We start from the raw sequence: 23,577 nt of genomic DNA, 5'->3' as shown, positions 1-23,577 counted from the left end.
GATGAAACTCGGTTTTTGCGGTTTGGGATTGATGGGTGCTGCCATGGTGCAGCGCCTGCTGAAAGCGGGTCACGAGGTCAAAGTCTGGAATCGCTCCAGGGAAAAGGCCGAGCCGCTGGCAGCGCTCGGCGCGCAGATTGTGGGCACGCCACGTGAAGCGGCTGAAGGCACCGACGGCGTCTTGTTATGCCTGTTTGATGCCAAGGCTGCCGAGGCCGTGGTGTTCGGTGCGGACGGGATTGCTCAGGCTGTGGGCCTTAAATGGCTGGTGGATCATTCCAGTATTGACCCTGAGGCCACACGCAAATTGGCCGCCCGTTTGCTGGAAAGTTGCGGAGCGGACTGGATTGATGCTCCGGTGTCTGGCGGTATTCCAGGTGTGGAGGCCGGTACGCTGGCCATCATGACGGGCGGCAGTGAAACCCATATGGCTGAAGCCGAGGCCGCCATGCGTGCCTATGCCGGCAATATTACGCATATGGGGCCTTCCGGTACCGGGCAGGCGACCAAGCTGTGCAACCAGGCCATCGTGGCGACCTCGATTGCGGCGTTGGCCGAAGCCATTGGCTTTGCCCAGCGCAATAACATCAATGTGGACAAGCTGGCCCCGGCGCTGGCGGGCGGCTGGGCGGACTCCAAGCCTTTGCAGATCTTTGCCCCGCGCATGATAGAAGCCCAAGCGAAAAGCATCGGTGCGCTGTCCACCATGCTCAAGGATATCGACACCTTGATCGCCAATGCTCAACACAGCGGTGCGCCTATGCCGGTTGCGGCCAGCGTGCAGCAAATGTTGCGCGTGGCAAGCGCCATGGGTTTGGGTCAGGCCGAAGTGTCTGCCTTGGTCAGCGTTGTGCTGCCTGAGCAGCGTGACGCCTTCCTTCGCCAGATAGACGCATAAGACAGGCGGCCCCATGCAACTATCCGCTAATCTCAGCTGGTTGTATCGGCATCTGGACTGGAGCGAACGTTTTGAGGCTGCAGCGGCTGACGGTTTTCAGGGCGTCGAGATTTTACTGCCCTATGACTATGCACCCGGCTGGTACGCCAGTCAGTTGAAAGCCGCCAAGCTGGAACTGACACTGATCAATACGCCGATAGGCGAGGGGCAGGGCCGTTTGGGCTGGGCGGCCATTCCCGGCGCACAAGCGCAGTTTCAGGAAGCCTTTGATCGCGCCCGTGCTGTGGCACAGGCTACCGGCTGCCGCCGTATTCATGTGATGGCGGGTGACGTCAGCCCTTTTGCACAGCAAGACTGTCGGGCCGCACTGCTCAGTAATCTGGAACAGGCTTTGGCCTTGGCTGAAGCGGATGATCTGGTGCTGACTCTGGAGGCGCTCAACCGCAGCGATATGGCCGGGTACTTCTATTATTTGCCCGAGCAGGTCATTGAGGTGCTCCAGCATTTCAACTCCCCGCGCCTGCGTCTGCAGTTTGATTACTACCACTGCGTCAAAGAAAGTCTGGATGTCCCGTCCAGCGTGGCAGTCTGTGCTCCCTGGATTGGCTATGTGCAGATCGCGGGCGCCGATGGTCGCTACGAGCCTGATCTTGCACAGCATGATTTGCTGGCAGGCGTAGCCGCTTTGCCCGCCTTGGCTTACGACAGCTGGCTGGGTTGCGAGTATCAGCCTCGCGGCTTGCCTTCAGAAGGTTTGGCTTGGTGCCAGCCCTTGCGTGATCGTGGTGTGCTGGCTGCGCCACGTCAGCGTGATGCTGCTTGCATGCAGGCTGCCGGGAGATAAGCCATGAAGCACGTCTTGATTACCGGCGCCAACGGCTACATCGGTCAAGCGCTTGCTCGTGCGGCGGCCAAACTGCTTGCGGCTAATGAGATTCAAAGCCTGACGCTGACGGATTTGGCTTTTGAAGAGCAAGGCTATCCCCACCTGCCTGGACTGCGTTGCATTAGTGGTGACTTGTCCGATAAAGCCGTGCTGGGGGCGGTGCTAACGCCAGCACCCGACACGGTTTTCCATCTGGCCTCGGTGACCAGTCGGCTGGCTGAAGAGAATTTTGCACTGGGTTTGCGCGTCAATATAGACGGCACGATAGGCTTGTTTGAGCATCTGCGACAGCAAGGCCAGTGTCCCGTTGTGGTGTATGCCAGCAGTATCGGTGTCTTTGGTACGCCACTGCCCCAGCAGGTGGATGACAACACGCCCGTCGCACCCACTTTAAGTTACGGAACGCAGAAGCGGATGGTGGAACTGCTGCTTGCCGATTACAGCCGCCGGGGTTTTCTGGATGGCCGCTCGGTTCGTTTGCCTACTGTGGTTGCTCGCCCCATGACTGCTGAAACAGCCTTGTCTTCATTTGCCAGCTCTTTGATCCATGCCTTGGCTGCTGGAAGCACTTACGAGTGCCCCATCGGCCCCCAAGGCTGGATCTGGCTGCTTTCCTTGCCCGCCTGTGTGCGGCACCTTCTGACAACAGCGAGCCTGGAAGCCGCTCGCTTGCCCGCTGGTCGGGTGTGGAATCTTCCCGCCCAGCGTCTTCAGGTGGCAGACCTGGTACAGGCTGCCAAATCCCGCTATGGCCGGGGGGCCGATGCGGGATTGAGCTTTCAGTCCAACCCTCAGTTTGACCAGCAGTTTGCCCAGTGGCCGCCTTTGACAACGGCAATCGCCACGCAGTTGGGTATGCATCATGACGGCGATGCCGAAACCTTGATTGAGCAGGCCCTTGTCTCCTGACGGGCCTGGCTAACTATACCTATAACGAACTACCACCAAAAAAGGATTTCCCCATGAAGAACCGATGGATTTCTCGCCTGTTGGGTATGGCCTTAACCAGCCTGGCAGTGGCAGCTGGTCCCGCAAAAGCGGACAAGCCTGTGGAGCTGACTTTCTCTGCCTGGATTCCGCAAACGCATGTGCTGGTGGCGAACTTCATGAAGCCCTGGGCCAAAGAGGTGGAGCAGGCCACTGAAGGGCGCGTCAAGATCAACTTTCTGACCAAGGCCGTGACCAACCCGGTAGGGCACCTGGATGCGGTACGCAATGGGATTGTGGATCTGGCCTTTATTTCCTATTCCTATTACCCCGGCAATTTTGATTTGATGAAGTTTGCCATGCTGCCGTTCTCGGGCAATAGCGCCGAGTCTACTTCGCTGGCGGCCTGGGACATTTATAGCAAGTACCTGCAAGATGCCAAAGAGCATCGCGGTATCAAATTGCTAGGCATTTATGGACACGGCCCAGGCAGCGTCTACACCACTGACAAGCAGGTACAGAACATTGTCGACTTCGAGGGCCTGAAGCTGCGCATTGGTGGTGGTATGCAGGCCGACTTGTCCAAGGCCCTGAAGGTGAACGCGGTTGTGAAGCCCGCCTCCGAATCGTATGAGCTGCTGAGCACCGGCGTGGTGGACGGCGTGCTGTTCCCGCCCGAGTCCGTGGCCTCTTTCCGCCTGGATACGGTGGTCAAGCACGCCACGGTTTTCCCCGGTGGCCTCTATGCGGATCTGCACGGCATCATCATGAACCCGAGCGCCTTTGATCGTTTGTCTGAAAAAGACCGCGAGATTCTGATGAGCCTGTCCGGTGAGCATATTGCTCGCCTGGGCGGCAAGGCCTGGGGTGATGCAGACGTGGCCGCCATGAAGGTCCTGGAAGAGCACAAGGTGCAGTTTCATCCTGCCAGCGATGAGCTGATTGCCGCCGTCAAAGAGCGCACAGCGTCCTTCGAGCAGGCATGGCTGGATGCCGCCAAGGCCAAGGGCATAGACGGGCCTGCTGTACTGGCCGAGTTCCGTGCCGACCTGAAGCAGCGGGAAAGCGCGAATTGATCAGTACACGCAGACTGTCTTGAACCTGCTGTGCGCCTCGTGCGCCAGCAGCCCCGGAGCTACAAAGCATGAACTCCATTCTCTCTTTATTAAGAGCGGGTCTTCGACGTTTGACCGAGTTATGCATGGTCTCGCTGGCCTTGCTGACTCTGGCTGATGTATTAGGGCGCTACATTTTCAACGTATCGGTCATGGGGGCGGTAGAGCTGACCGAAATATTGATGGTAGGTGTCATTTTCTGCGGCATCGTTTTTGCCACCATGGAGCGTGAACACGTTGTTGTTGATTTAGTGCCTATTCCTGGTGGGGAGAAGGGTGTCCGTGTCGTCCATGTCACCAGCCACCTGCTGGCTGCTGGAATCAGTGCCTTGCTGGCCATGGTCAGCTGGACACAAGCCGAGTCGGCGGCCGAATACCTGGATCAGACCACTTTGCTGGGGCTGCCATTGGCTCCGGTTGTTTATTTCATGAGCATCATGCTGTTCGTCAACACCATCGTGGAGCTGGCTCAGCTTCGCCGGGATCTGAACGCAGACACCGCCCATCTGGAAGAAGAGGCACAGAATGACTGAAGCACTGATTGGCTTTGCAGCCATGCTCCTCTTGATCTTCCTGCGGGTGCCGGTGGCGTTTTCCATGGCCCTGGTGGGCTTTATTGGCGTTGGCATCATGCGCAATTGGCCTTCTGCCTATGCCATGACCGGCGCAGTCGTGCGTGAAAGCGGATTTCAGTATTTGCTGTCCGTGTTGCCGCTGTTCATCTTGATGGGTAATTTCATTACTCAAGCCAAGTTGTCCAAAGAACTGTATGCCGCGGCGTATGCCTTCCTGGGCCATCGTAAAGGCGGTTTGGCCATGTCTACGGTGGTGGCCTGTGGTGGCTTTGGTGCGGTGTGTGGCTCCAGCCTGGCAACAGCGGCCACCATGTCCAAGGTGGCTTATCCGGAAATGCGCAGACTGGGCTATAGCCGTGCGCTGGCTTCCGGTTCCATCGCCGCCGGTGGCACGCTGGGCATTCTGATTCCGCCCTCTATTGTCATGGTGGTCTATGCCATCTTGACCGAGCAAAGCATCGGCAAGATGTTTGCTGCCGGTATTTTGCCAGGCCTGCTGGCCATTATTTTCTATCTTCTGGCGGTGCGCTGGACGATCTGGCGTGACCCCAATGCGGGCCCTCCCGGCGAGCGCATGAGCTGGAAAGAGCGTTTGCTTGCGTTGCGCGATGTCTGGGGCGTGCTGGTGCTGTTCATCATCGTCATGGGCGGTATTTACGGCGGGATCTTCAGTTCTACCGAAGCGGCGGGGATTGGTGCGTGTGGTGCCTTCCTGTTCGCGCTGTTGCGTGGCCGTTTGACCTGGCAAGTGCTTTCCAACGTGCTGGTCGAGTCGGCGCGTACCACGGGGATGCTGTTCATGGTGCTGATCGGAGCCTTGCTGTTTTCCAGCTTCATCAACTTCACCTCCATGCCTGGCGATTTGCAGGATTGGGTGCAACAGTTCGATATGAGCCCGATCGTGGTGATTCTGCTGATTTGCGCGATTTACATCGTGCTGGGCAGTGTGTTGGAAAGTATGTCCATGGTCTTGCTGACCGTGCCTATTTTCTACCCCTTGGTGCAGCACCTGGGCTTTGACCTGATCTGGTTCGGCATCATCGTGGTGGTGGTGACGGAAATCAGCTTCATCACCCCGCCCGTGGGCATGAACGTGATGGTCCTGAAAAGCCTGCTGCCCGACGTGAAGATGAGCACGCTGTATCGGGGTGTGATTCCCTTCGTGGTAGCCGACGTTTTCCGCCTGGCGGTGCTTTTGGCCTTCCCGGTCATCTCGCTGCTTTTGCCCAAATACCTTGGATAAAAACGGATTCGCAATATGATTATCGACCAAAGAACCTACACCATCCCCACCGGCCTGCTGCGCGATTTCCTGTCCTTGTACGCGACGGAAGGACGTGCCATACAGATCGAACATCTGGGCCCTTGCCACGGCTACTACACCACGGAAGTAGGCGAGTTGAATCAGGTGGTGCACCTGTGGGCATACGAAGATATGGCTGACCGAGAGGCCCGTCGTAATGCCTTGGAGGCTGACCCCCGCTGGTTGGCCTATCGCCGTAAAGCCGCCGCTGCGGGGCATGTCATACGCCAGAGCAATGCACTGTTGAAACAAGTCGATTTCGACGTTTTTACGAGCGAATGATGACCATGAGCCAGAAAATTCTTCAAGCCTGCCCCTTGCCACCACCACTGGCGGGCAAACTGCCCGCCTTGTGCCCGGTCGAAACCCTGAGCGATGCGCCTGATCAAGCGGCGTTCTTGCGTGAGCACGGAGCTGAATCCACGGTGCTGATCACCACCGGAACGCAGGGCGCAGACAAGGCACTGATTGATGCCTTGCCAAACCTGAAAGCGATTTGTAGCTTGGGCGTTGGCTACGATGCCATCGACCTGGATGCCGTCCGTGCGCGTGGGGTGATGCTGAGCAATACGCCGGATGTTCTAAACGATTGCGTGGCCGACTTGGCCATGGGCTTGCTAATCGATACGGTGCGGGGCATTTCTGCTTCTGACCGTCACGTTAGGCGTGGTGACTGGCCGCGTGTCGGCCCCACCATGCCAAGCACGCGGGTCAGCGGCAAGCGTCTGGGCATGTTGGGCATGGGCCGAGTCGGACAGGTGATTGCACGTCGCGCGATCGGCTTTGACATGGAGATCCGCTATCACACACGTAGCGCCAAACCCGAGTTGCCTTGGCAGCACGAGCCTTCGCTGCTGGCCTTGGCGCAATGGTGCGATTTCCTCATCGTGGCGTGCCCCGGCAGCCCGGAAACCTACCACCTGGTGTCTGCCGAGGTCTTGAACGCTCTTGGGCCCCACGGCTACCTTATCAACGTCGCCCGTGGTTCTGTCGTGGATGAAAAAGCCCTGGTCGCCGCTCTTGAAAACGGCCAATTGGCAGGAGCAGGGCTCGATGTGTTCGAGAACGAACCTGAAGTGCCAACTGAATTGCTCAGCAATGATCGGGTCGTAGTATTACCCCATGTAGGGAGCGCGACCCGTGAAACCCGAGCGGCCATGTGTGATTTGGTGTTGAAGAATGTGGAGCGTTTCGTCAAGGAAGGGGAGTTGGTGACGCCGGTGAGGCTATAAGGTGGGGCGGCGGGCTGGCGGCCTTATGTCGTCCGGCAGATTTGGCCCAATGTCTTGTATCCTCTATCGAGTAAGGCGTTCGACGCCCGCTTAAATCAGCGGCGAGAAATTTACTCTTTGGAGGTATGGCTTGTGAGAGGAAGCTGTCTTTGCCAAGGCGTGGTCTTTGATATCACCGGCTCCATTACGGATCTGCTCTATTGCCATTGCCGTATGTGTCGCAAGTCTCATGGTTCTGCGTTCAGGGCGCGGGGCAAGGTAAAGACTAAAGACTTTCATTGGCTTCGCGGGCAGGAGCTGTTGCGCTTTTATGAGTCCTCGCCAGGGGAACACCGTGGCTTTTGCTCTCGGTGTGGATCAAATATTTTGACCAAGTTTGATCAGAAGCCGGGGGAGCTAGGCTTGGCGCTAGGTGTATTGGATGATGACCCTGGTGCGCGTCCGACATGCCATGTGTTCGTAGGTTCGAAAGCATCTTGGCATGAGATTACTGATGATCTGTCTCAGTACGAAGCATTCCCGCCAGAGTAAAGGCAAGATTCCGACAGCAGAAAAACAAAACGCCAAGCTTTCAAAAGCTTGGCGTTTTGTTTTATTCGTGGTGCCGGCTAAAGGAGTTGAACCCTCGACCTTCGCATTACAAGTGCGCTGCTCTACCAACTGAGCTAAGCCGGCGAATTGACGATTATAGCCGGGTTTTTCGCCAAGAAGCAATCACCAGAAAAATATTGCTGTGGTGCACACCACGCCAGCCCAGCCAATAGATAGGTTCTGGTTATAAGAGCATGATTAAAATGTCGTTTTAAATGCCTTTTCCCCTACCCATAATCTGATCTATCCAAGCTGCGCTTATATAGATAGCACGCGATTGAACATCAGTGACGGGCTCCGAAGGCCGCGTCCGGGACCTTTGGGGAACACCATGAAATTGAAGTCTGTTGTTGGCTCTGCCTTGTTGTTGGCATCTTTGCTGGGTGGCACGGCCAGTGCCCAGGTTTCTTTGCTGAACGCCTCGTTTGACGTGGCGCGCGAGACCTTTGCGGCGATTAACCCCAAGTTTGTTGAACACTGGAAAGCGACGACTGGTGAAGACATCAAAATTGACCAGTCTTTTGCCGGTACCTCCCGTCAGGCCCAGGACATTATTCAGGGCAAGAAAGTAGACACCGTGACCTTCAACCAGGTTACCGATATTGAGTTCCTGGCCGAGCGCGGCGCGGTGGTCAAGGACTGGGCCAGCAAGTTCCCGAACAACAGCTCGCCTTACTACAGCACCATCGCTTTTCTGGTGCGCAAGGGCAATCCCAAGAACATCAAGTCCTGGGACGATCTTGTGCGTGACGATGTGAAGCTGGTGTTCCCGAACCCCAAGACCTCGGGTAATGCCCGCTATACCTATCTGGCTTCCTGGTTGTACGCCAACGAGGCTTTCGGCGGTGACGAAGCCAAGATCAAGGAGTTTGTCGGCAAGGTGCTGGGGAATGTAGAAAGCTTCCCCACAGGTGGTCGTGGTGCGACCGTGGCGTTTGCCCAGAATGGTCAGGGCGACGTTTTGCTGACCTTTGAATCCGAAGTGATCAATATTGCTGCCAGCGATGAGTTCAAGGGCAGCGAGCTGGAAGTGGTGGTGCCCCCTGTCAGCGTATTGGCCGAGTTCCCGGTAGCCGTGGTGGACCGTGTGGTCGACCAGAAAGGCACTCGCAAGGAAGCAACCGAGTACCTGAAGTTCCAGTACACCCCCGAGATTCAGCGCCTGCTGGCTGGTTTCAACTACCGTGTGACGGATCCTGCCGTGGCCAAGGAGTTCGAGTCCAAGTACGCGCCGGTCAAGCTGATCAATCCTACTGATGTTCTGGGCTCCTGGACTGACATCCAGAGCCGCCACTTTGCTGCTAACGGGGTGTTGGACCAGTTGCTGGCCAAGTAATTCATGAGTCGTACTCTTGTGGGCGGGGCGCAGGATTCCGGGGCGAAGGCTGCGCTAAAGCCCATCTTCTTTCTGCGCCGCCCCGTCATGCCGGGTTTTGGACTGAGCTTTGGCTTTAGCGTCCTGTACCTGTCCATTATTGTGCTGCTGCCTTTGTCGGCCTTGTTCATGTACGTCAGTGACATGAGTCTGGCCGATTACTGGCGTGCGGTGACTGATAAACGCGTTGTCAGCAGTTATCAGGTCACGATCAGTGCCGCTTTTTACTCCACTGTGATTGCCAGTGTGGTGGGCTTCATCATTGCCTGGATTATCACGCGCTTTGAGTTTCCGGGGCGCCGTCTGATTGATGCTTTGGTGGACCTGCCGTTTGCCTTGCCAACGTCGGTAGCAGGTTTGACCTTGGCGACGCTATTTGTGCCTGGTGGCTGGTTTGGCCAGTTTCTGCCGGAGGGTTGGAAGGTTGCTTATCAATACCCCGGTATTGTGTTGGCCATGACGTTCACCAGTTTGCCCTTTGTGGTGCGTATCGTGCAGCCCGTGATTGAAGAGCTGGGTGCCGAGTATGAAGAGGTTGCCCACACCTTGGGTGCCAGTGGCTGGCAGACCTTCAGCAAGGTGGTGTTCCCACCGCTGATTCCTGCTCTGGTGACTGGAGCGTCTCAAGCTTTTATTCGTAGCCTGGGTGAGTTTGGCGCAGTCATCATGATTGCGGGCAATATTCCCTTCAAAACTGAAGTGTCGTCCCTGATGATTTTTGTGCGGCTGCAAGAGTTCAATTACCCGGCCGCTGCCGCGATTGCCTCGGTGATCTTGATCGCATCCTTGCTGCTCTTGTTCACCTTGCAGATGGTGCAGAATCGTCTATTAGGCTGGCAGCGGAGGGCACCATGAGAAAAACACCTAAAAGCACGGCAGACCGCCTGATTTTGGCCTTGGGCATTGTGTTGGTGCTGGGGCTGCTGGTAGTCCCCTTGGTACTGATTTTCTCCAAAGCCTTGGGCGATGGTTTGCCTGCCTTGTGGAGCAATCTGCAAGAGGACTATATGCTGCATGCCATCGGGTTAACTCTGTTTGTGGCGGTGCTGACGGTGCCCCTGAATATGGTCTTTGGCATCTTGCTGGCCTGGTGTCTGACGCATTACCAGTTCCGTGGTCGTCGTCTGCTAAGTACCTTGGTGGATTTGCCTTACGCGGTCTCTCCGGTGGTGGCGGGCCTGTGTTACCTGGTGGTCTACGGTGTGGAGTCGTCCCTGGGGCAATGGCTAAGCGCGCGTGATATTCAGTTGATGTTCGCCTGGCCGGGTATCTTGATGGTCACTATCTTTGTGACGACGCCTTATGTGGCTCGTATCCTGATTCCCATCATGCAGGCTCAGGGCTCGGATGCACAGGCGGCGGCTTTAAGTCTGGGTGCAAACGGCTGGCAGATCTTCTGGCATGTGACGCTGCCGGATATCAAATGGGCCTTGCTCTATGGCGTGGTGTTGACCAATGCCCGTGCGATTGGGGAGTTTGGGGCCGTGTCCGTGGTGTCGGGCACCATCATGAATCAGACTTTGACCTTGTCCTTGCTGGTGGATCAGCTGAACAACGATAACAAGGCAGCAGCGGCCTTTACAGCGGCTGCGCTGCTGGCGGTGTTCGCGATTGTGTCTGTGATGCTCAAGAGCCTGCTGGAGTGGCGAGTGGCGGCTGGACGTCGCCGTAATCAAGCGGAGGCAGTACAAGGGTAGATGGTGGGCTGGAGGCTTGGGAAATATTTTCAGTGGCGTTAGGTGGCTGAGTATTCCCTGAGGTGGTTTAAGTAGCTGATACTGATCTGCCAAGCCAAGCCAAGCCAAGCCAAGCCAAGCCAAGCCAAGCCAAGCCAAGCCAAGCTAAAGCCAAAGCATGGGTGAATGCCGAGCTTGGAACCCAAATAAATAGAGCCCCATGCGGGGCTCTATTTTTGTCTGCGTCGAACGCGCCTTATTTGACGATCTTCAGGTGCGAGACCTTGTCAGCGTCTTTCTTGGCAGCGGGAGCTTCCGGTGCAGCTTCAGGAGCGGCGTCCGGTGTGTCACCTTCTGCGTAAGGCTCGGACTCCACCACCTCAAAACCCATGCCAGCGCCTGTTTCGCGTGCGTAGATGGCTGATACAGCTGCCACGGGTACGAAAATGTCTTCCGTGACGCCGCCAAAGCGGGCCTGGAATTCAATGTAGTCGTTGCCCAGGATCAGGCCATTGGTGGCCAGATGTCCGATATTCAGGGTGATTTGTCCATCCTGAATATGGCCGCGTGGAACAACCGTGTTGGCGTCTACCGTGACCACGATGTGTGGGGTGTATCCGTGGTCGGAACACCATTCATGTAGAGCGCGCAGCAGGTAAGGCTTGGTCGAGGTTTCTTGCATAGTGGATTAGCGACGCATGACTTTTTCGGAAGGAGTCAGTGCTTCAATGTAAGCAGGACGCGAGAACACGCGCTCGGCGTACTTTTGCACAGGAGCAGCGCTCTTGGGCAGTTCGATACCGTAGTGGTCCAGGCGCCAGAGCAGGGGAGCGATCGCCACGTCCAGCATGGAGAATTCTTCACCCAGCATGTACTTGTTCTTGAGCAAGATGGGAGCCAGCTGCGACAAGTGGTTGCGGATTTGTTGACGGGCCAGTTCTTGTGCCTTGGCATCCGCGTTGCGGCGGTCTTCCAGGGCGGCCACGTGCACAAACAGTTCCTTTTCGAAGTTATACAGGAACAGACGTGTGCGGGCGCGCATGGTGGGGTCCGCAGGCATCAGCTGAGGATGCGGGAAACGCTCATCAATGTACTCATTGATGATGTTCGATTCGTACAAGATCAGGTCACGTTCTACCAGGATTGGCACCTGTCCGTAGGGGTTCATGACGGCGATATCTTCAGGCTTGTTGTACAAGTCGATGTCGCGGATCTCGAAATCCATGCCTTTTTCAAACAACACGAAACGGCAGCGCTGTGAGAATGGGCAAGTTGTTCCAGAGTAGAGCACCATCATGGTAGGAGATTCCAGTCGTAGAAATAAAAACAAGAGCCTCACGGCTCAGAATTTAAAACCCTGCAAGGGGTTTTAACAATAAAAAGCCGGGCAGGCTAGTTAGGCCTGCCCGTCTAGCATAGCGTTTTACTTGATGTCTTTCCAGAAAACGCTGTTCAGGCGCCATGCAACGGCAAAGAACAAGAGCAGGAACAGGATCACGCCCACGCCAATTTTCTTGCGCTCCAGCTGCACAGGCTCGGCCATCCAGTCCATGAAGTTGGCCAGGTCGGCCACGTCGCTGTCGTATTTGGCAGCAGCCTTGGCGTTAACAGGCTCAAGCTTGACGGTGTCAGTAGCGTGGCCGGTGTAATCGGCCAAAACTTCTTTCTTGACGTCGGAGAAGCCGGCTGGATCGTAGGTGGCTGTGGTCTTGACCCATTCCTTGCTGCCATCGTCCTTGGCTTCCTGAGCTACGGTCGTGCGGTGCAAGGTGACGCCACCTTGGCGCTCCCACATGGCGTGAGGCATACCCACGCTTGGGAAAACCAGGTTATCCCAGCCGGTTGGGCGGGATGCGTCACGGTAGAAAGTGCGCAAGTAGGTGTAGATGTAGTCTGCGCCGCTGGGGCCCAAGTTGGTGGACTTGGCACGCGCAATCACGGACAGGTCCGGAGGAGCGGCACCAAACCACTTCTTGCCCATTTCAGGGGTCATGGCGATCTTCATCAGATCACCCACCTTGTCCGAGGAGAACAGCAAGTTTTTCTTGATGTCCTCTTCGGTCAGGCCGATGTCTGTCAGCTTGTTGTAGCGCATGGAGTTGGCGCTATGACAGTTCAGACAGTAGTTCACAAACAGTTTTGCGCCATTTTGCAACGCCGCCATGTCATTCATGCGGTCGGGCGCGCGCTCCAGGGCATAGCCACCTTCGGCGGCACCAGCCACCGTGCAGGTAAGGGACAAGGCCAGAGCGCCAAGCAGTTTCTTAATCATGGTCATTCCGTTTCGTGTTGGGGGCCTAGTGAGGGCGGAAAGTCACGCGATCAGGTTCGGGTTTGAACGTACCCATGCGGCTCCATACTGGCATCAGCAGGAAGAAGGCCAGGTAGATCACCGTACCGATCTGGCTCAGCAGGTTGAACAAGTCGTTCGGAGCCTGTGTGCCCAGGTAACCCAAGATCAGGAAGTTGATGATGAAAATCGCGTACAGCACTTTGTGCCAGGTAGGACGGTAGCGAATCGACTTCACAGGCGATTTATCCAGCCAAGGCAGGAAGAACAGGATCACGACCGTACCACCCATGGCCACCACGCCCCAGAACTTGGCGTCGATAACACGCAGCAGCACAGCAACAGCGATCAGGACAGCGGGTACGACCAGGCGCCAGATACCGGGCAGCTTGCCTTTGACGAACAGCACCAGAGCACCCAGCACGGAAGCACCGGCCAGAACCCAGGTAAAGTCGGCAGTCGTGGCACGCAGCATGGAGTAGAAAGGCGTGAAGTACCAGACAGGAGCAATGTGCGGAGGAGTCTTCAGTGCATCGGCAGGGCTGAAGTTGTTGAACTCCAGGAAGTAGCCGCCCATTTCAGGGGCAAAGAACACAATCGCGGCAAACACAATCAGGAAGCCCGCCACACCCAGGATGTCATGCACGGTGTAGTAAGGGTGGAAGGGGATGCCATCCAAAGGACGACCTTGAGCGTCTTTGGGGCCTTTCTTGATTTCCACGCCGTCGGGGTTGTTGGAACCCACTTCGTGCAGCGCGATCAGGTGAGCCACAACCAGACCCAGCAGGACCAGGGGCACCGCAATCACGTGCAGAGCAAAGAAGCGGTTCAGGGTGGCGTCGGACACCACGTAGTCACCACGGATGAAAATAGCCAGGTCAGGACCAATGAAAGGAATGGCCGAGAACAGGTTAACAATCACCTGGGCGCCCCAGTAGGACATCTGGCCCCATGGCAGCAGGTAGCCCATGAAGGCTTCAGCCATCAGACAGAGGAAAATGGCAACGCCAAAGATCCAGACCAGTTCACGTGGCTTGCGGTAAGAACCGTAGAACAAGCCGCGCAGCATGTGCAGGTACACCACCACGAAGAACATGGAAGCGCCTGTGGAGTGCATGTAGCGGATGATCCAGCCACCGGGCACTTCACGCATGATGTATTCAACCGACTCAAAGGCCAGCTTGGCATCAGGCTTGTAGTTCATGACCAGGAAAATACCCGTCACGATCTGGATAACCAGCACCAGCAGTGCCAGGGAGCCAAAGAAGTACCAGAAGTTGAAGTTCTTCGGCGCGTAATATTCTGACATGTGCTCTTTGTACATGGATGTCAGGGGGAAACGCCTGTCAATCCATCCCAAGAGTCCTGTCGTTTCGACGGTTTTCTCGCCAGCCATGAAACGGCTCCTTTATCTTTTTAAATAGTACGTATTGGGTTACAGCCGCCTTAGGCCTTGTTGTTTTCGTCTACGCCGATGGTAACCATCGTGCCGTCAGCCGAGAACTCGTAGGGCGGGATTTCCAGATTGTCTGGAGCAGGCTTGTTGCTGTAGACGCGGCCGGCCAGGTCGAACGTGGAGCCGTGGCAGGGGCACAGAAAGCCGCCTTCCCAACCACCGGGCAGACCAGCGCCAGCGCCAGCAGCCAGATGCGGGGTAGGGGAGCAACCCAGGTGGGTGCAGATACCGATACAGATAAAGATTTCAGGGCGACGCGAACGGTATTCGTTCTTGGCGTACGCAGGGGTGTAACCGGGGCGATCCGAGTCAGGGTCGGCCAACTGGCTGTCCAGCTTGGGCAGTGCGTCCAGCTGCTCTTTGGTGCGGTGCAGAATCCAGACGGGTTTCCCGCGCCATTCCACGGTGCGCATCTGACCGGGGGCGATACCGGAAATATCGACCTCTACGGGAGCGCCGGCCGCTTTTGCTTTCTCGGAAGGAGCAAAGGAGCTGACAAAGGGAACAGCTGTCGCCACACCAGCGACACCACCTAATGCACAGGCGGTGGCGACCCAGGTGCGGCGCGAAGGATCGGGCGGAAGATTGAAATCAACCGCGCCTATGGCATCGGGCTGTGTCGTATTCTGACTCATTCTAGTATCCTTATTCCTGCCCGACTCGGGCAATACCACAATTTACGGATTTGGGCCTGGGTATATTATTCAACCGCACATTATACGCGTTACCCAGCGCAGCATAACTTGATCAAAGGTGAACATATGAACAAGGCTCGAGGTTTCCTGAACGAATTCCGGGAGTTCGCAGTTAAGGGCAACATGATGGACCTTGCGGTCGGTGTCATTATTGGCGCTGCTTTTGGCAAGATTATCGACTCGCTGGTAAAAGACATCGTCATGCCCGTCATCAGTTTCATCCTTGGCGGCGAAGTGGATTTTACCAACCAGTTCACGGTCTTGCGTACACCAGAGGGCTTTACCGGCCCAGAAACCCTGGAAGCTCTGAATGCGGCCGGTGCTGTTGTTTTGTCGTGGGGTAACTTCCTGACCATTTTCATCAACTTCATCTTGCTGGCCTTCGTGGTGTTTTGCATGGTCAAGATGATTAACCGTATGCGTGCCACCGTGGCCAAGGCTGAAGCTGCTGAGGCCGTACCCGAACCAACCCCTGAAGACGTCATCTTGCTGCGCGAGATCAGGGATTCGCTGAAAAAATAAAAGCCCAGACTTATCAAAGCTTTAAGGTGCCTTTCGGCACCTTTTTGTTTATGTAAACCCACCGGCAGGGTCAAGTTTGCCCGCGCCGGATGCCTGATTTTAGCCTTTCAGGGCCTGGGCTTGTCTAGCCTGTGGCGCTTTAAAGCTTGTTCAAGGTCATATGTGCGGGTTTTTGATGAAATCAGATCGGGTTGTCCAGATCGATGAACTCCACTTCTATGCCAAACTGGCGAGCGATTTCCTCGCCCAAAGCCTTGGCCCCATAGCGTTCGGTTGCATGATGGCCGGCTGCCATGAAGGCAATATTGTTTTCCTGTGCACTGTGAAATGTCTGCTCCGAAGCCTCGCCGCTGATGTAAAGATCGGCCTGCGCGGCGATGGCGCTATCAATAAAGCCCTGTGCCCCTCCTGTGCACCAGGCTATTCGGCGGATTTTCCGTTGTAAATCGCCAACAACCAGTGGTTGCCGTTGTAAATTATTGCAAACTGTCAGGCTGAATGTTTCCAGTGAAACTGGGGTTGGCAGTTCACCCAGCCAGACCAGTCCATCCGGACCACAGGTTTGTGCCACGCCGTCTGCGTCGCGCAGCACCTCGATGCCTAACTGGCGAGCCAACTGGGCGTTATTGCCCAGGACAGGGTGAGCGTCCAGGGGCAGGTGATAGCCCAAGAGGTTAAGCTGATGCGTCAGGACGCGTTCTATACGAGTTTTTCGGGCGCCTACAATGCACGGGTTTTCGTTTTTCCAGAACCAGCCGTGGTGCACCAAAATTGCGTCCGCCTGGCGGGCAATAGCGGCATCAATCAGTGCCAGCGAGGCCGTCACGCCGGTGACGAGTTTGCCAATATAGGGCTTGCCTTCGACCTGAAGCCCATTGGGACAATAGTCCTTGAAACGGGCGACATCCAAGGTGCTATTGAGCCAGCTGGCCAGTTCGGCTGTTGAAACCTGAGTCATGGAAATCCTTATCTGAAAGAGTGCTATGCGTCGATTGTGGCTAGTGTTTGCTCAAGCGGTGACAATTTGTCTGGCGGGCTTTTTTATTGTAGTGACGCTGCGACCGCAGTGGGTGGGCGCGCCCGAGGCTCCCGTCCGCTCTACGAATACGGTGGTTTTGCCTGCACCGGTTCCGCCCCTGATCCCCGCGGCTGCTATGGAGCAGGATGGCCCGCTGTCTTATGCCTCGGCTGTCACTAGCGCCGCGCCGGCGGTCGTTAATGTGTACACCAGCAAGCATTTGGAAGGCAATTCTCCCTTGCTGGAAGATCCTGATCTGCAGCGCCTGTTTCGCGAACTGCCCGACTTGATGGGTCGCCGCTCCACAATCAACCTGGGTTCGGGCGTGATCGTACACGAGCAGGGTTATATCCTGACCAATTACCACGTGATTGAAGCGGCTGATGCCATCGAGGTGGCATTATCGGATGGACGTCAGGCCAAGGCGCGTCTGATTGGCTCGGACCCTGAAAGCGATCTGGCCGTGCTGAAAGTGGATCTGCCCAAGCTGGCTGTGATTCAGACCCAGGAACAGGATCAGTTGCAGGTGGGCGATGTAGTGCTGGCCATTGGCAACCCTTTCGGAGTGGGTCAGACCACGACGATGGGCATTGTCTCCGGCTTGGGACGCAATCGCCTGGGCATCAATATTTACGAAAACTTCATTCAGACCGATGCCGCCATTAATCCCGGCAACTCGGGTGGGGCTCTGGTGGATGCGGTTGGCCGTTTGGTGGGAATCAATACCGCTATTTATTCCGAAACAGGGGGTTCGCTGGGTATCGGTTTTGCCATTCCGTCCTCGACTGCGCTGGCCATCATGAACGAAATTATCCGTAATGGTGAAGTGACACGCGGCTGGCTGGGCCTGGAGCCACAGGACATTACCCCGGACCTGATCAAGTCTTTCAAACTAAAGAGTGATGCAGGTGTGATTATTGCCAGTGTGCAACGTCACGGTCCGGCTGCCGAGGCGCATTTGCAGGTGGGCGATATTGTGTTGCGCTTGAATGGTCAGCAAGTGGCCGATTCAATTGGCCTGCTTAATCAGATTGGGCCAGTACAACCCGGGCAGACCGTGACATTAAGCGTATTGCGCGATGGCAAGGAGCTGGACGTTCCCGTCAAGGTCGGTATGCGACCTCAGGTGCGCAAATAGGGCCAGCAGCTTCTCCTCTTCGCTGGAGTTCACTGAAAGAGCGTAGAGATGCGTTCATGGCCTTGCAGGCCGTACAGGCTCTTGTAGTGTGTTGATGCTTGTGTGGTCAGGCGATTTGCATTTGGCTACGCTGTTTTGCAGATCGTAGTGGCGCGAAGGCTTGGCAAGGTATCTAAAAAAAATGGCTCTCTGGGCTACTCCTTTTGGAGCAAGGCAAGAGAGCCATTTTTGGGTCTGCACGCCATGTGACGCGTACAAACAGGTGTTGCTTTGATCGTTTTACAGATCCAGCTCGCGGCCTTCGCTGTTTTCCGCTTCCCGTTTCTTGATCAGGCTGGCGGCCAGAATCCCTAATTCATAAAGCAGGCATAGCGGGGCGGCCAACAAGATCTGGCTGACCACATCGGGCGGGGTCACGATAGCGGCGATCACAAACGCGCCTACAATTACATAACCACGGATTTCGCGCAGTTTGGCTACCGTTACAACGCCTGTTTTCACCAGCAAAATTACGGCGATAGGCACTTCAAAGGTAATGCCAAAGGCCAGGAACATGGTCATGACAAAGCCCAGATAGGCTTCGATGTCCGGTGCTGGTGTAATCGATTGCGGGGCAAACGAGGCGATGAAGTGAAACACGGTGCGGAACACCACGAAATAACAAAACGCCATGCCGGCAATGAACAGCAAGGTGCTGGTCATGATCAGCGGCAGAGCCAGCTTCTTTTCGTGGTTGTACAAACCTGGCGCAATAAAGGCCCATGCCTGGTAGAGCACGATAGGCAAGGCCAATACGAACGATGCCATCAAGGTGACCTTGACCGGCACCATGAAGGGGGTAATCACCCCGGTGGCAATCATGCGCGTACCCTCGGGCAGAGAGCTCATCATGGGCTGGGCCAGCACATCATAAATGGCCGAAGCGCCCGGATACGTAAACAGCACGATAAAAATCCCGACCACGGCAATGACCGCGCGCAGCAGGCGTGTACGCAGCTCGACCAGGTGGGAGATGAAGGTATCTTCTTGAGGCGCTTCGGTGCTCATGCCGTCGGTCCTTTAGAGGGGTGGGCGGGAGCATCCGTAGGACGGGGAGCGTCGTCACTGGCTGGCGCACTGGGCGCTGGCTGGGCGGCTGCATCCGTATCGGGCTGACTGGCAGCCGATTCTTTCGCGGGGGTGGCGTCGGGGCTCGCCTTGACGCTCTCGGCGGTATCCGAGAAGGCCTTGCGTGCGGACTCCGACGCGTTTTGCAGGGTGTCGCGGGCTTCTGTCAGAGGCTGGCTGATGCTTTTGCCCGTGTCCTCGACCGAACTGCGCACCGAGCGCGCGGCGTCCTCCATCTGGTCTTTGAGCTTGTTCACCTCATCCAGATTGATTTCGCGTTGGATATCGGTCTTGACCTCGTTAACGTAGCGCTGCGCGCGGCCAAGCAAATGGCCGACGGTGCGCGCTACTTTAGGAAGACGTTCGGGACCGATGACGATCAGGGCAACCACTCCAATCAGGAGCAGTTCACTAAAGCTGACATCAAACATTCAGACTCACACAAGAAGGGGATCAGGCGCGATCGGATTTTTCCTTGGCCTGCACGTCGATCGTTTGAGGATCGGCAGCGCGTTGGCTGACGGTTTCGGGTGTTTTTTCTTCTTCACCCACGTCTTTCATGCCTTCTTTGAAACCTTTGACTGCACCGCCCAGATCCGAGCCGATATTACGCAGTTTCTTGGTGCCGAAAACCAGGGCAACGATGACCAGAACGATCAGCCAGTGCCAAATGCTAAAGCTACCCATAATGTATCTCCCTTAAGCAGCCATGGCTGCGCGTTGTTGCCATGGGCGCTCACCGCCCAAGATGTGCATGTGTAAATGGTTGATTTCCTGCCCGCCATCCAAACCGTTGTTGATGACAATGCGGAAACCGCCTTCAGGGCCGGGGCGACAACCAGCCTTTGCGGCCAGGGAAGGTGCCAAAGCCATCATTTTACCCAACCATTCGCTATCCTGGCCCGATACGTCCTGCATGGATACGACGTGTTTCTTGGGGATTACCAGGATATGGATAGGTGCAGCTGGGTTGATGTCGTGAAATGCCAGAAAGTCCTCGTCCTCGTACACTTTTTTGGACGGGATCTGATCGGCAGCAATTTTACAAAACAGACAGTTCTCGCTCATAGCAACCTCGGTAGCGAAGCACTTGCTGGGCAAGTGCCAAAAATCTAGGTATCAGGACAGTGTAGCGCGTCTAAATGACAGAATTACACCTGGTCCTTAGGGCGCGAAGCTTTTTCTTCCAGGCCTGATGTACCTTCGCGGCGCAGCAGTTCTGTCAGGACATCGCGGGGCTCCAGACCGTAGTAAGTCAGGGCCACCAGGCTATGAAACCACAGGTCTGCCGTTTCGTAGACGATGCGCTCGCGTTCTTCATCCTTGGCAGCCATGACCAGCTCGGTCGCTTCTTCCCCGATTTTCTTCAGGAATGCATCCGGTCCCTTGGCCAGCAGCTTGGCGGCGTAGGAAGAGGATGGGTCCCCGCCTTGTGCAGGTAGGCGGGACTTCAGGGTGCGGCCAAGATGATCAAGGATGGTCTCGACAGTAGGTTGTTCGCTCATCGGTAAATATGCTCCGGGTCTTTCAGGACGGGGTCAACCGCCACCCATTGTGCCTGATCGCTCTGGCCTTGCAGCTGGCGATAAAAGCAGCTTTCACGACCCGTATGACAGGCGATCTGGCCAACCTGTTCCACGCTAAGCAAAATAACGTCGCCATCACAGTCCAGGCGCAAGTCGCTGACATGCTGTACGTGACCGGATTCCTCGCCCTTGCGCCACAGGCGCTGGCGGGAACGCGACCAGTACACGGCGCGGCCGGTGCTGACGGTCTCTTGCAGGGACTCCTGGTTCATCCAGGCGACCATCAAGATTTTGCCCGTGGCCTGGTCCTGCGCAATCGCGGGGATCAAGCCTTGTTCATCAAAGCGGATTTCAGCCAGCCAGGCCGGTAAGTCAGCCATTAGCGTCGCACCTGAATACCTTGCGCAGCCATGAAATCCTTGGCTTCGGCAATAGTGTGTTGACCGTAGTGGAAGATGCTGGCGGCCAGTACGGCACTGGCGCCGCCCTTGATCACGCCATCGGCCAGGTCTTGCAGGCCGCCCACTCCACCAGAGGCGATAACGGGAACGGAGACCGCCTCGGACACGGCACGAGTCAGTTCCAGATCAAAGCCGGATTTGGTGCCGTCGCGGTCCATGCTGGTCAGCAGCAGTTCGCCGGCGCCGTATTCGGCCATGCGGACTGCCCATTCCACCACGTCCAGGCCGGTTCCACGACGACCGCCGTGGGTAAAGACTTCCCAGCGTGGTGCTTCGTTCTCAGCACTGACACGGCGTGCATCAATGGCGACGACCATGCATTGCTTGCCATGGTGATCGCTGGCGGCACGCACCAGGTCCGGGTTGCTGATGGCGGCGCTGTTAATGGACACCTTGTCCGCACCGGCATTGAGCAGGCGCTGGATGTCGGCCACTTCGCGCACACCACCGCCCACTGTCAGGGGGATGAAAATCTGACTGGCCACCTGCTCGATGATGGGCAAGATCAGATCACGGTTGTCCGAGGTGGCCGTAATGTCCAGGAAGGTCAGTTCGTCGGCACCCTGGTCGTTGTACTTGCGGGCGATTTCGACAGGGTCTCCGGCATCGACCAGATCCACAAAGTTGATGCCTTTGACCACACGGCCAGCGGTCACGTCCAGACAAGGAATGATGCGGCAGGCTAATTCGTTGGTGACGTCCTGGCTCATGCCTGGTACTCGTCAGCGAAGGTTTGCGCCTCGGCAAAATTCAGGGTGCCTTCGTAAATGCTGCGACCCAAAATCACACCTTCGATGCCTTCGTGCTCTACGGCACACAGGTCTTCAATGTCTTTCAGGTTGGTGACACCGCCGGAGGCGATGACGGGAATCTTCACGTGCTGGGACAGCTTGACGGTGGCTTCGATGTTCACGCCAGTCAGCATGCCGTCGCGGCCAATATCGGTGTAGATAATGGACTCGCAGCCGTAGTCTTCAAATTTCTTGGCCAGATCCAGTACGTCGTGGCGGGTCAGCTTGCTCCAGCCGTCGGTGGCGATTTTGCCGTCACGGGCATCCAGGCCAACAATGATGTTGCCAGGAAAGGCGCTGCAGGCGTCTTGCAGGAAACCAGGGCTTTTGACAGCGGCAGTGCCAATAATGACATAGCTCATGCCAGCGTCCAGGTAGCGCTCGATGGTATCCAGGTCGCGGATACCACCGCCGATCTGTACGGGAATTTCACCGTCGATGGCAGCAATAATGGATTTGATGGCTTCGCTGTTCTTGGGCTTACCGGCAAAAGCGCCGTTCAGGTCCACCAGATGCAGGCGCCGGGCCCCTTGTTCCAGCCATTGTGTTGCTATTTTGGCCGGATCATCCGAGAAAATAGTGGCATCGTCCAGGTCACCCTGGCGAAGGCGCACACAACGCCCGTCTTTGAGGTCGATGGCGGGAATCAAAAGCATGGTCTTTAGCCGTAAAAAACGTAAGAAATACTGGGTCGGAAAAAGTCAGAACAACGCCGGGAAGCTTGCTTGAAAAATCATGGCTTCCAGTTGGCGAAATTCCGGAACAGTTGCAGGCCGTTGTCTGCGCTTTTCTCAGGATGGCATTGCAACGCAAAAATATTAGCGTTTGCTATCGCCGAGGTAAAGCGTTGGCCATAGTGCGTCGAACCACAAGTTTGATCTATATGCAGCGGATCGACAAAGTAGCTATGAACAAAGTAAAAGAACGCGCCATCCTCAATGCCAGCCCATAAGGGATGATCCTGAGTCTGGTGTACGCGGTTCCAGCCAATATGGGGCACTTTCAGCCCGGGGCCGGAGGCGTGGTCGCTGCTTTTGTAGTTCGGGCCCTCAAAACGGCGCACTTGGCCGGGAATCAGACCTAAACAGGGGACATTGCCTTCCTGACTGGAATCGAACAGCATTTGTTCGCCTACGCAGATGCCCAATAGGGGCTTGTTGCGGGCGGCTGTCAGCAAGGCATCGCGCAAACCGGATTGGTCCAGGTGGGCCATGCAATCGGGCATGGCACCCTGGCCGGGTAAGACAACCCGGTCCGCATCCAGAATGGCTTGAGGGGTTTGAGCAAGAACGATGCGCGCATCAGGTGCGGCGGCATGCAGTGCTCGGGCAACCGAGAAAATGTTGCCCGAACCGTAATCGACAATAGCGATAGTGGTCACGATGTGTGTCCGAAGGGCGTTTACAGAACCCCTTTGGTCGAAGGCACCACGCCTTCGCTACGTGGGTCCAGCTCCAGAGCCATACGCAATGCTCGGCCAAAGGCTTTGAACACGGTTTCGCACTGGTGGTGTGCGTTTTCGCCGCGCAGGTTATCGATGTGCATAGAAACCAGGGCGTGATTGACAAAACCCTGGAAAAACTCGCGTGCCAAGTCTACATCGAACTGGCCGATTCGTGCGCGGGTAAAGGGCACAAAATAAAACAGGCCGGGGCGACCGGAGAAGTCCACCACTACGCGCGAGAGCGACTCGTCCAAGGGCACATAGGCATGGCCGTAGCGGCGCAGACCGGCTTTGCTGCCTACGGCCTTGGCAAAAGCCTGGCCCAGTGCAATGCCGATATCCTCGACAGTGTGGTGATCATCGATGTGGGTGTCGCCCTCACAGTGCACGTCCAGGTCAATCAGACCGTGGCGGGCGATCTGGTCCAGCATGTGGTCCAGAAAGGGCACGCCGCTGTTGAGCGAGTGACGGCCGGTGCCGTCCAGGTTAACGGCCACGCGGATGCGGGTTTCATTGGTATTGCGGGTAATCTCGGCGGTACGCATATCAGT

General features: G+C 56.4%; 30 protein-coding genes and 1 tRNA gene. 14 read left to right on the top strand and 17 right to left on the bottom strand.

The features are described from left to right. Position 1: 1 nt before the first annotated feature. The 9 genes from OSH04_RS10415 (at position 2) to OSH04_RS10375 (ending at position 7,467) form a co-directional block, all read left to right on the top strand. A complete protein-coding gene (locus tag OSH04_RS10415; RefSeq protein ID WP_266108412.1) occupies positions 2-898 on the top strand; it encodes an NAD(P)-dependent oxidoreductase in 897 nt (298 codons plus the stop codon). Between the two features lie 13 nt (positions 899-911). Then, positions 912-1,742 carry a hydroxypyruvate isomerase family protein gene (locus OSH04_RS10410; RefSeq protein WP_266108411.1) on the top strand — a complete coding sequence of 277 codons (831 nt, stop codon included), beginning with the start codon at positions 912-914 and terminating at the stop codon, positions 1,740-1,742. A gap of 3 nt (positions 1,743-1,745) precedes the next feature. Next, positions 1,746-2,693 (top strand): NAD-dependent epimerase/dehydratase family protein, encoded by a 948-nt coding sequence (locus OSH04_RS10405; RefSeq protein ID WP_203145353.1) that lies wholly within the window; start codon positions 1,746-1,748, stop codon positions 2,691-2,693. A 53-nt stretch (positions 2,694-2,746) separates the two neighbouring features. Further along, on the top strand, positions 2,747-3,787 hold the full coding sequence (locus OSH04_RS10400; protein ID WP_266108410.1) for a TRAP transporter substrate-binding protein: 1,041 nt from the start codon (positions 2,747-2,749) through the stop codon (positions 3,785-3,787). Between the two features lie 68 nt (positions 3,788-3,855). After that, complete coding sequence (locus OSH04_RS10395; protein ID WP_235332453.1) at positions 3,856-4,359, top strand: TRAP transporter small permease; 504 nt, start codon at positions 3,856-3,858, stop codon at positions 4,357-4,359. After that, on the top strand, positions 4,352-5,644 hold the full coding sequence (locus OSH04_RS10390; RefSeq protein WP_035269825.1) for a TRAP transporter large permease: 1,293 nt from the start codon (positions 4,352-4,354) through the stop codon (positions 5,642-5,644). Before OSH04_RS10395 ends, OSH04_RS10390 begins: the two co-directional genes overlap by 8 nt. Positions 5,645-5,659: 15 nt before the next feature. Then, complete coding sequence (locus OSH04_RS10385; RefSeq protein ID WP_035269826.1) at positions 5,660-5,986, top strand: NIPSNAP family protein; 327 nt, start codon at positions 5,660-5,662, stop codon at positions 5,984-5,986. Beyond that, a complete protein-coding gene (locus tag OSH04_RS10380; RefSeq protein ID WP_266108476.1) occupies positions 5,986-6,936 on the top strand; it encodes a 2-hydroxyacid dehydrogenase in 951 nt (316 codons plus the stop codon). The genes OSH04_RS10385 and OSH04_RS10380 overlap by 1 nt, the downstream gene beginning before the upstream one ends. Positions 6,937-7,068: 132 nt before the next feature. Beyond that, a complete protein-coding gene (locus OSH04_RS10375) occupies positions 7,069-7,467 on the top strand; it encodes a GFA family protein (RefSeq protein WP_137430542.1) in 399 nt (132 codons plus the stop codon). A 68-nt stretch (positions 7,468-7,535) separates the two neighbouring features. On the opposite strand, the gene OSH04_RS10370 is transcribed toward OSH04_RS10375, so the two are convergent. After that, positions 7,536-7,611: transfer RNA gene (locus OSH04_RS10370), tRNA-Thr, on the bottom strand. Between the two features lie 247 nt (positions 7,612-7,858). On the opposite strand from OSH04_RS10370, the gene cysP reads away from it, so the two are divergent. The 3 genes from cysP to cysW are packed head-to-tail and all read left to right on the top strand — an operon-like array spanning position 7,859 to position 10,599. Next, entirely contained in the window at positions 7,859-8,863 is a 1,005-nt protein-coding gene (gene cysP / locus OSH04_RS10365; protein ID WP_266108409.1) for a thiosulfate ABC transporter substrate-binding protein CysP, read from the top strand. 3 nt (positions 8,864-8,866) lie between these two features. After that, complete coding sequence (cysT, locus tag OSH04_RS10360; protein WP_051359144.1) at positions 8,867-9,757, top strand: sulfate ABC transporter permease subunit CysT; 891 nt, start codon at positions 8,867-8,869, stop codon at positions 9,755-9,757. Continuing rightward, positions 9,754-10,599 carry a sulfate ABC transporter permease subunit CysW gene (cysW, locus tag OSH04_RS10355; RefSeq protein ID WP_051316283.1) on the top strand — a complete coding sequence of 282 codons (846 nt, stop codon included), beginning with the start codon at positions 9,754-9,756 and terminating at the stop codon, positions 10,597-10,599. Before cysT ends, cysW begins: the two co-directional genes overlap by 4 nt. A gap of 235 nt (positions 10,600-10,834) precedes the next feature. On the opposite strand, the gene OSH04_RS10350 is transcribed toward cysW, so the two are convergent. The 5 genes from OSH04_RS10350 to petA form a co-directional block, all read right to left on the bottom strand. Next, positions 10,835-11,260, bottom strand: coding sequence for a ClpXP protease specificity-enhancing factor (locus tag OSH04_RS10350; protein ID WP_009455465.1), 426 nt, complete (start codon positions 11,258-11,260; stop codon positions 10,835-10,837). Positions 11,261-11,266: 6 nt separating this feature from the next. Then, on the bottom strand, positions 11,267-11,875 hold the full coding sequence (locus OSH04_RS10345; RefSeq protein WP_009455466.1) for a glutathione S-transferase N-terminal domain-containing protein: 609 nt from the start codon (positions 11,873-11,875) through the stop codon (positions 11,267-11,269). 126 nt (positions 11,876-12,001) lie between these two features. Continuing rightward, positions 12,002-12,856, bottom strand: a complete 855-nt coding sequence (locus OSH04_RS10340; protein WP_009455467.1) for a cytochrome c1 — start codon at positions 12,854-12,856, stop codon at positions 12,002-12,004. 19 nt (positions 12,857-12,875) lie between these two features. Continuing rightward, positions 12,876-14,264 carry a cytochrome b gene (locus tag OSH04_RS10335; protein WP_009455468.1) on the bottom strand — a complete coding sequence of 463 codons (1,389 nt, stop codon included), beginning with the start codon at positions 14,262-14,264 and terminating at the stop codon, positions 12,876-12,878. Between the two features lie 50 nt (positions 14,265-14,314). Continuing rightward, positions 14,315-14,959 (bottom strand): ubiquinol-cytochrome c reductase iron-sulfur subunit, encoded by a 645-nt coding sequence (gene petA, locus OSH04_RS10330; RefSeq protein ID WP_035269839.1) that lies wholly within the window; start codon positions 14,957-14,959, stop codon positions 14,315-14,317. A gap of 126 nt (positions 14,960-15,085) precedes the next feature. On the opposite strand from petA, the gene mscL reads away from it, so the two are divergent. After that, positions 15,086-15,541, top strand: coding sequence for a large conductance mechanosensitive channel protein MscL (gene mscL, locus OSH04_RS10325; protein WP_009455470.1), 456 nt, complete (start codon positions 15,086-15,088; stop codon positions 15,539-15,541). A 181-nt stretch (positions 15,542-15,722) separates the two neighbouring features. On the opposite strand, the gene OSH04_RS10320 is transcribed toward mscL, so the two are convergent. Continuing rightward, positions 15,723-16,499, bottom strand: coding sequence for a Nif3-like dinuclear metal center hexameric protein (locus tag OSH04_RS10320; protein ID WP_009455471.1), 777 nt, complete (start codon positions 16,497-16,499; stop codon positions 15,723-15,725). Between the two features lie 25 nt (positions 16,500-16,524). On the opposite strand from OSH04_RS10320, the gene OSH04_RS10315 reads away from it, so the two are divergent. Then, on the top strand, positions 16,525-17,697 hold the full coding sequence (locus tag OSH04_RS10315; protein WP_115634546.1) for a S1C family serine protease: 1,173 nt from the start codon (positions 16,525-16,527) through the stop codon (positions 17,695-17,697). Positions 17,698-17,976: 279 nt separating this feature from the next. Here OSH04_RS10315 and tatC read toward each other — a convergent pair whose 3' ends face one another. The 10 genes from tatC to hisB form a co-directional block, all read right to left on the bottom strand. After that, on the bottom strand, positions 17,977-18,744 hold the full coding sequence (tatC, locus tag OSH04_RS10310) for a twin-arginine translocase subunit TatC (protein WP_009455473.1): 768 nt from the start codon (positions 18,742-18,744) through the stop codon (positions 17,977-17,979). After that, the gene (gene tatB / locus OSH04_RS10305) at positions 18,741-19,235 is read right to left on the bottom strand and encodes a Sec-independent protein translocase protein TatB (protein ID WP_254002401.1); all 495 of its coding nucleotides are present in this window, start codon (positions 19,233-19,235) and stop codon (positions 18,741-18,743) included. Before tatB ends, tatC begins: the two co-directional genes overlap by 4 nt. 22 nt (positions 19,236-19,257) lie before the next feature. Beyond that, positions 19,258-19,491 (bottom strand): Sec-independent protein translocase subunit TatA, encoded by a 234-nt coding sequence (gene tatA, locus OSH04_RS10300; RefSeq protein WP_021447245.1) that lies wholly within the window; start codon positions 19,489-19,491, stop codon positions 19,258-19,260. Between the two features lie 12 nt (positions 19,492-19,503). Beyond that, positions 19,504-19,872, bottom strand: coding sequence for a histidine triad nucleotide-binding protein (locus OSH04_RS10295; protein ID WP_026483636.1), 369 nt, complete (start codon positions 19,870-19,872; stop codon positions 19,504-19,506). Between the two features lie 83 nt (positions 19,873-19,955). Next, positions 19,956-20,309, bottom strand: coding sequence for a phosphoribosyl-ATP diphosphatase (locus OSH04_RS10290; protein ID WP_021447244.1), 354 nt, complete (start codon positions 20,307-20,309; stop codon positions 19,956-19,958). Further along, on the bottom strand, positions 20,306-20,710 hold the full coding sequence (gene hisI / locus OSH04_RS10285; RefSeq protein ID WP_009455478.1) for a phosphoribosyl-AMP cyclohydrolase: 405 nt from the start codon (positions 20,708-20,710) through the stop codon (positions 20,306-20,308). The genes OSH04_RS10290 and hisI overlap by 4 nt, the downstream gene beginning before the upstream one ends. Next, complete coding sequence (gene hisF, locus OSH04_RS10280; RefSeq protein WP_266108408.1) at positions 20,710-21,501, bottom strand: imidazole glycerol phosphate synthase subunit HisF; 792 nt, start codon at positions 21,499-21,501, stop codon at positions 20,710-20,712. The genes hisI and hisF overlap by 1 nt, the downstream gene beginning before the upstream one ends. Beyond that, on the bottom strand, positions 21,498-22,238 hold the full coding sequence (gene hisA, locus OSH04_RS10275; protein ID WP_009455480.1) for a 1-(5-phosphoribosyl)-5-[(5-phosphoribosylamino)methylideneamino]imidazole-4-carboxamide isomerase: 741 nt from the start codon (positions 22,236-22,238) through the stop codon (positions 21,498-21,500). The genes hisF and hisA overlap by 4 nt, the downstream gene beginning before the upstream one ends. A gap of 77 nt (positions 22,239-22,315) precedes the next feature. Beyond that, positions 22,316-22,963 carry an imidazole glycerol phosphate synthase subunit HisH gene (hisH, locus tag OSH04_RS10270; RefSeq protein ID WP_009455481.1) on the bottom strand — a complete coding sequence of 216 codons (648 nt, stop codon included), beginning with the start codon at positions 22,961-22,963 and terminating at the stop codon, positions 22,316-22,318. A gap of 20 nt (positions 22,964-22,983) precedes the next feature. Beyond that, positions 22,984-23,571: an imidazoleglycerol-phosphate dehydratase HisB gene (gene hisB / locus OSH04_RS10265; protein ID WP_009455482.1), complete on the bottom strand. Its 588-nt coding sequence runs from the start codon at positions 23,569-23,571 to the stop codon at positions 22,984-22,986. Between the last annotated feature and the right edge of the window lie 6 nt (positions 23,572-23,577).

This window comes from Alcaligenes nematophilus (assembly GCF_026344155.1).
Taxonomy (GTDB): Bacteria; Pseudomonadota; Gammaproteobacteria; order Burkholderiales; family Burkholderiaceae_B; genus Alcaligenes; species Alcaligenes phenolicus.
This window is presented reverse-complemented; position numbering and strand designations above follow the sequence as displayed.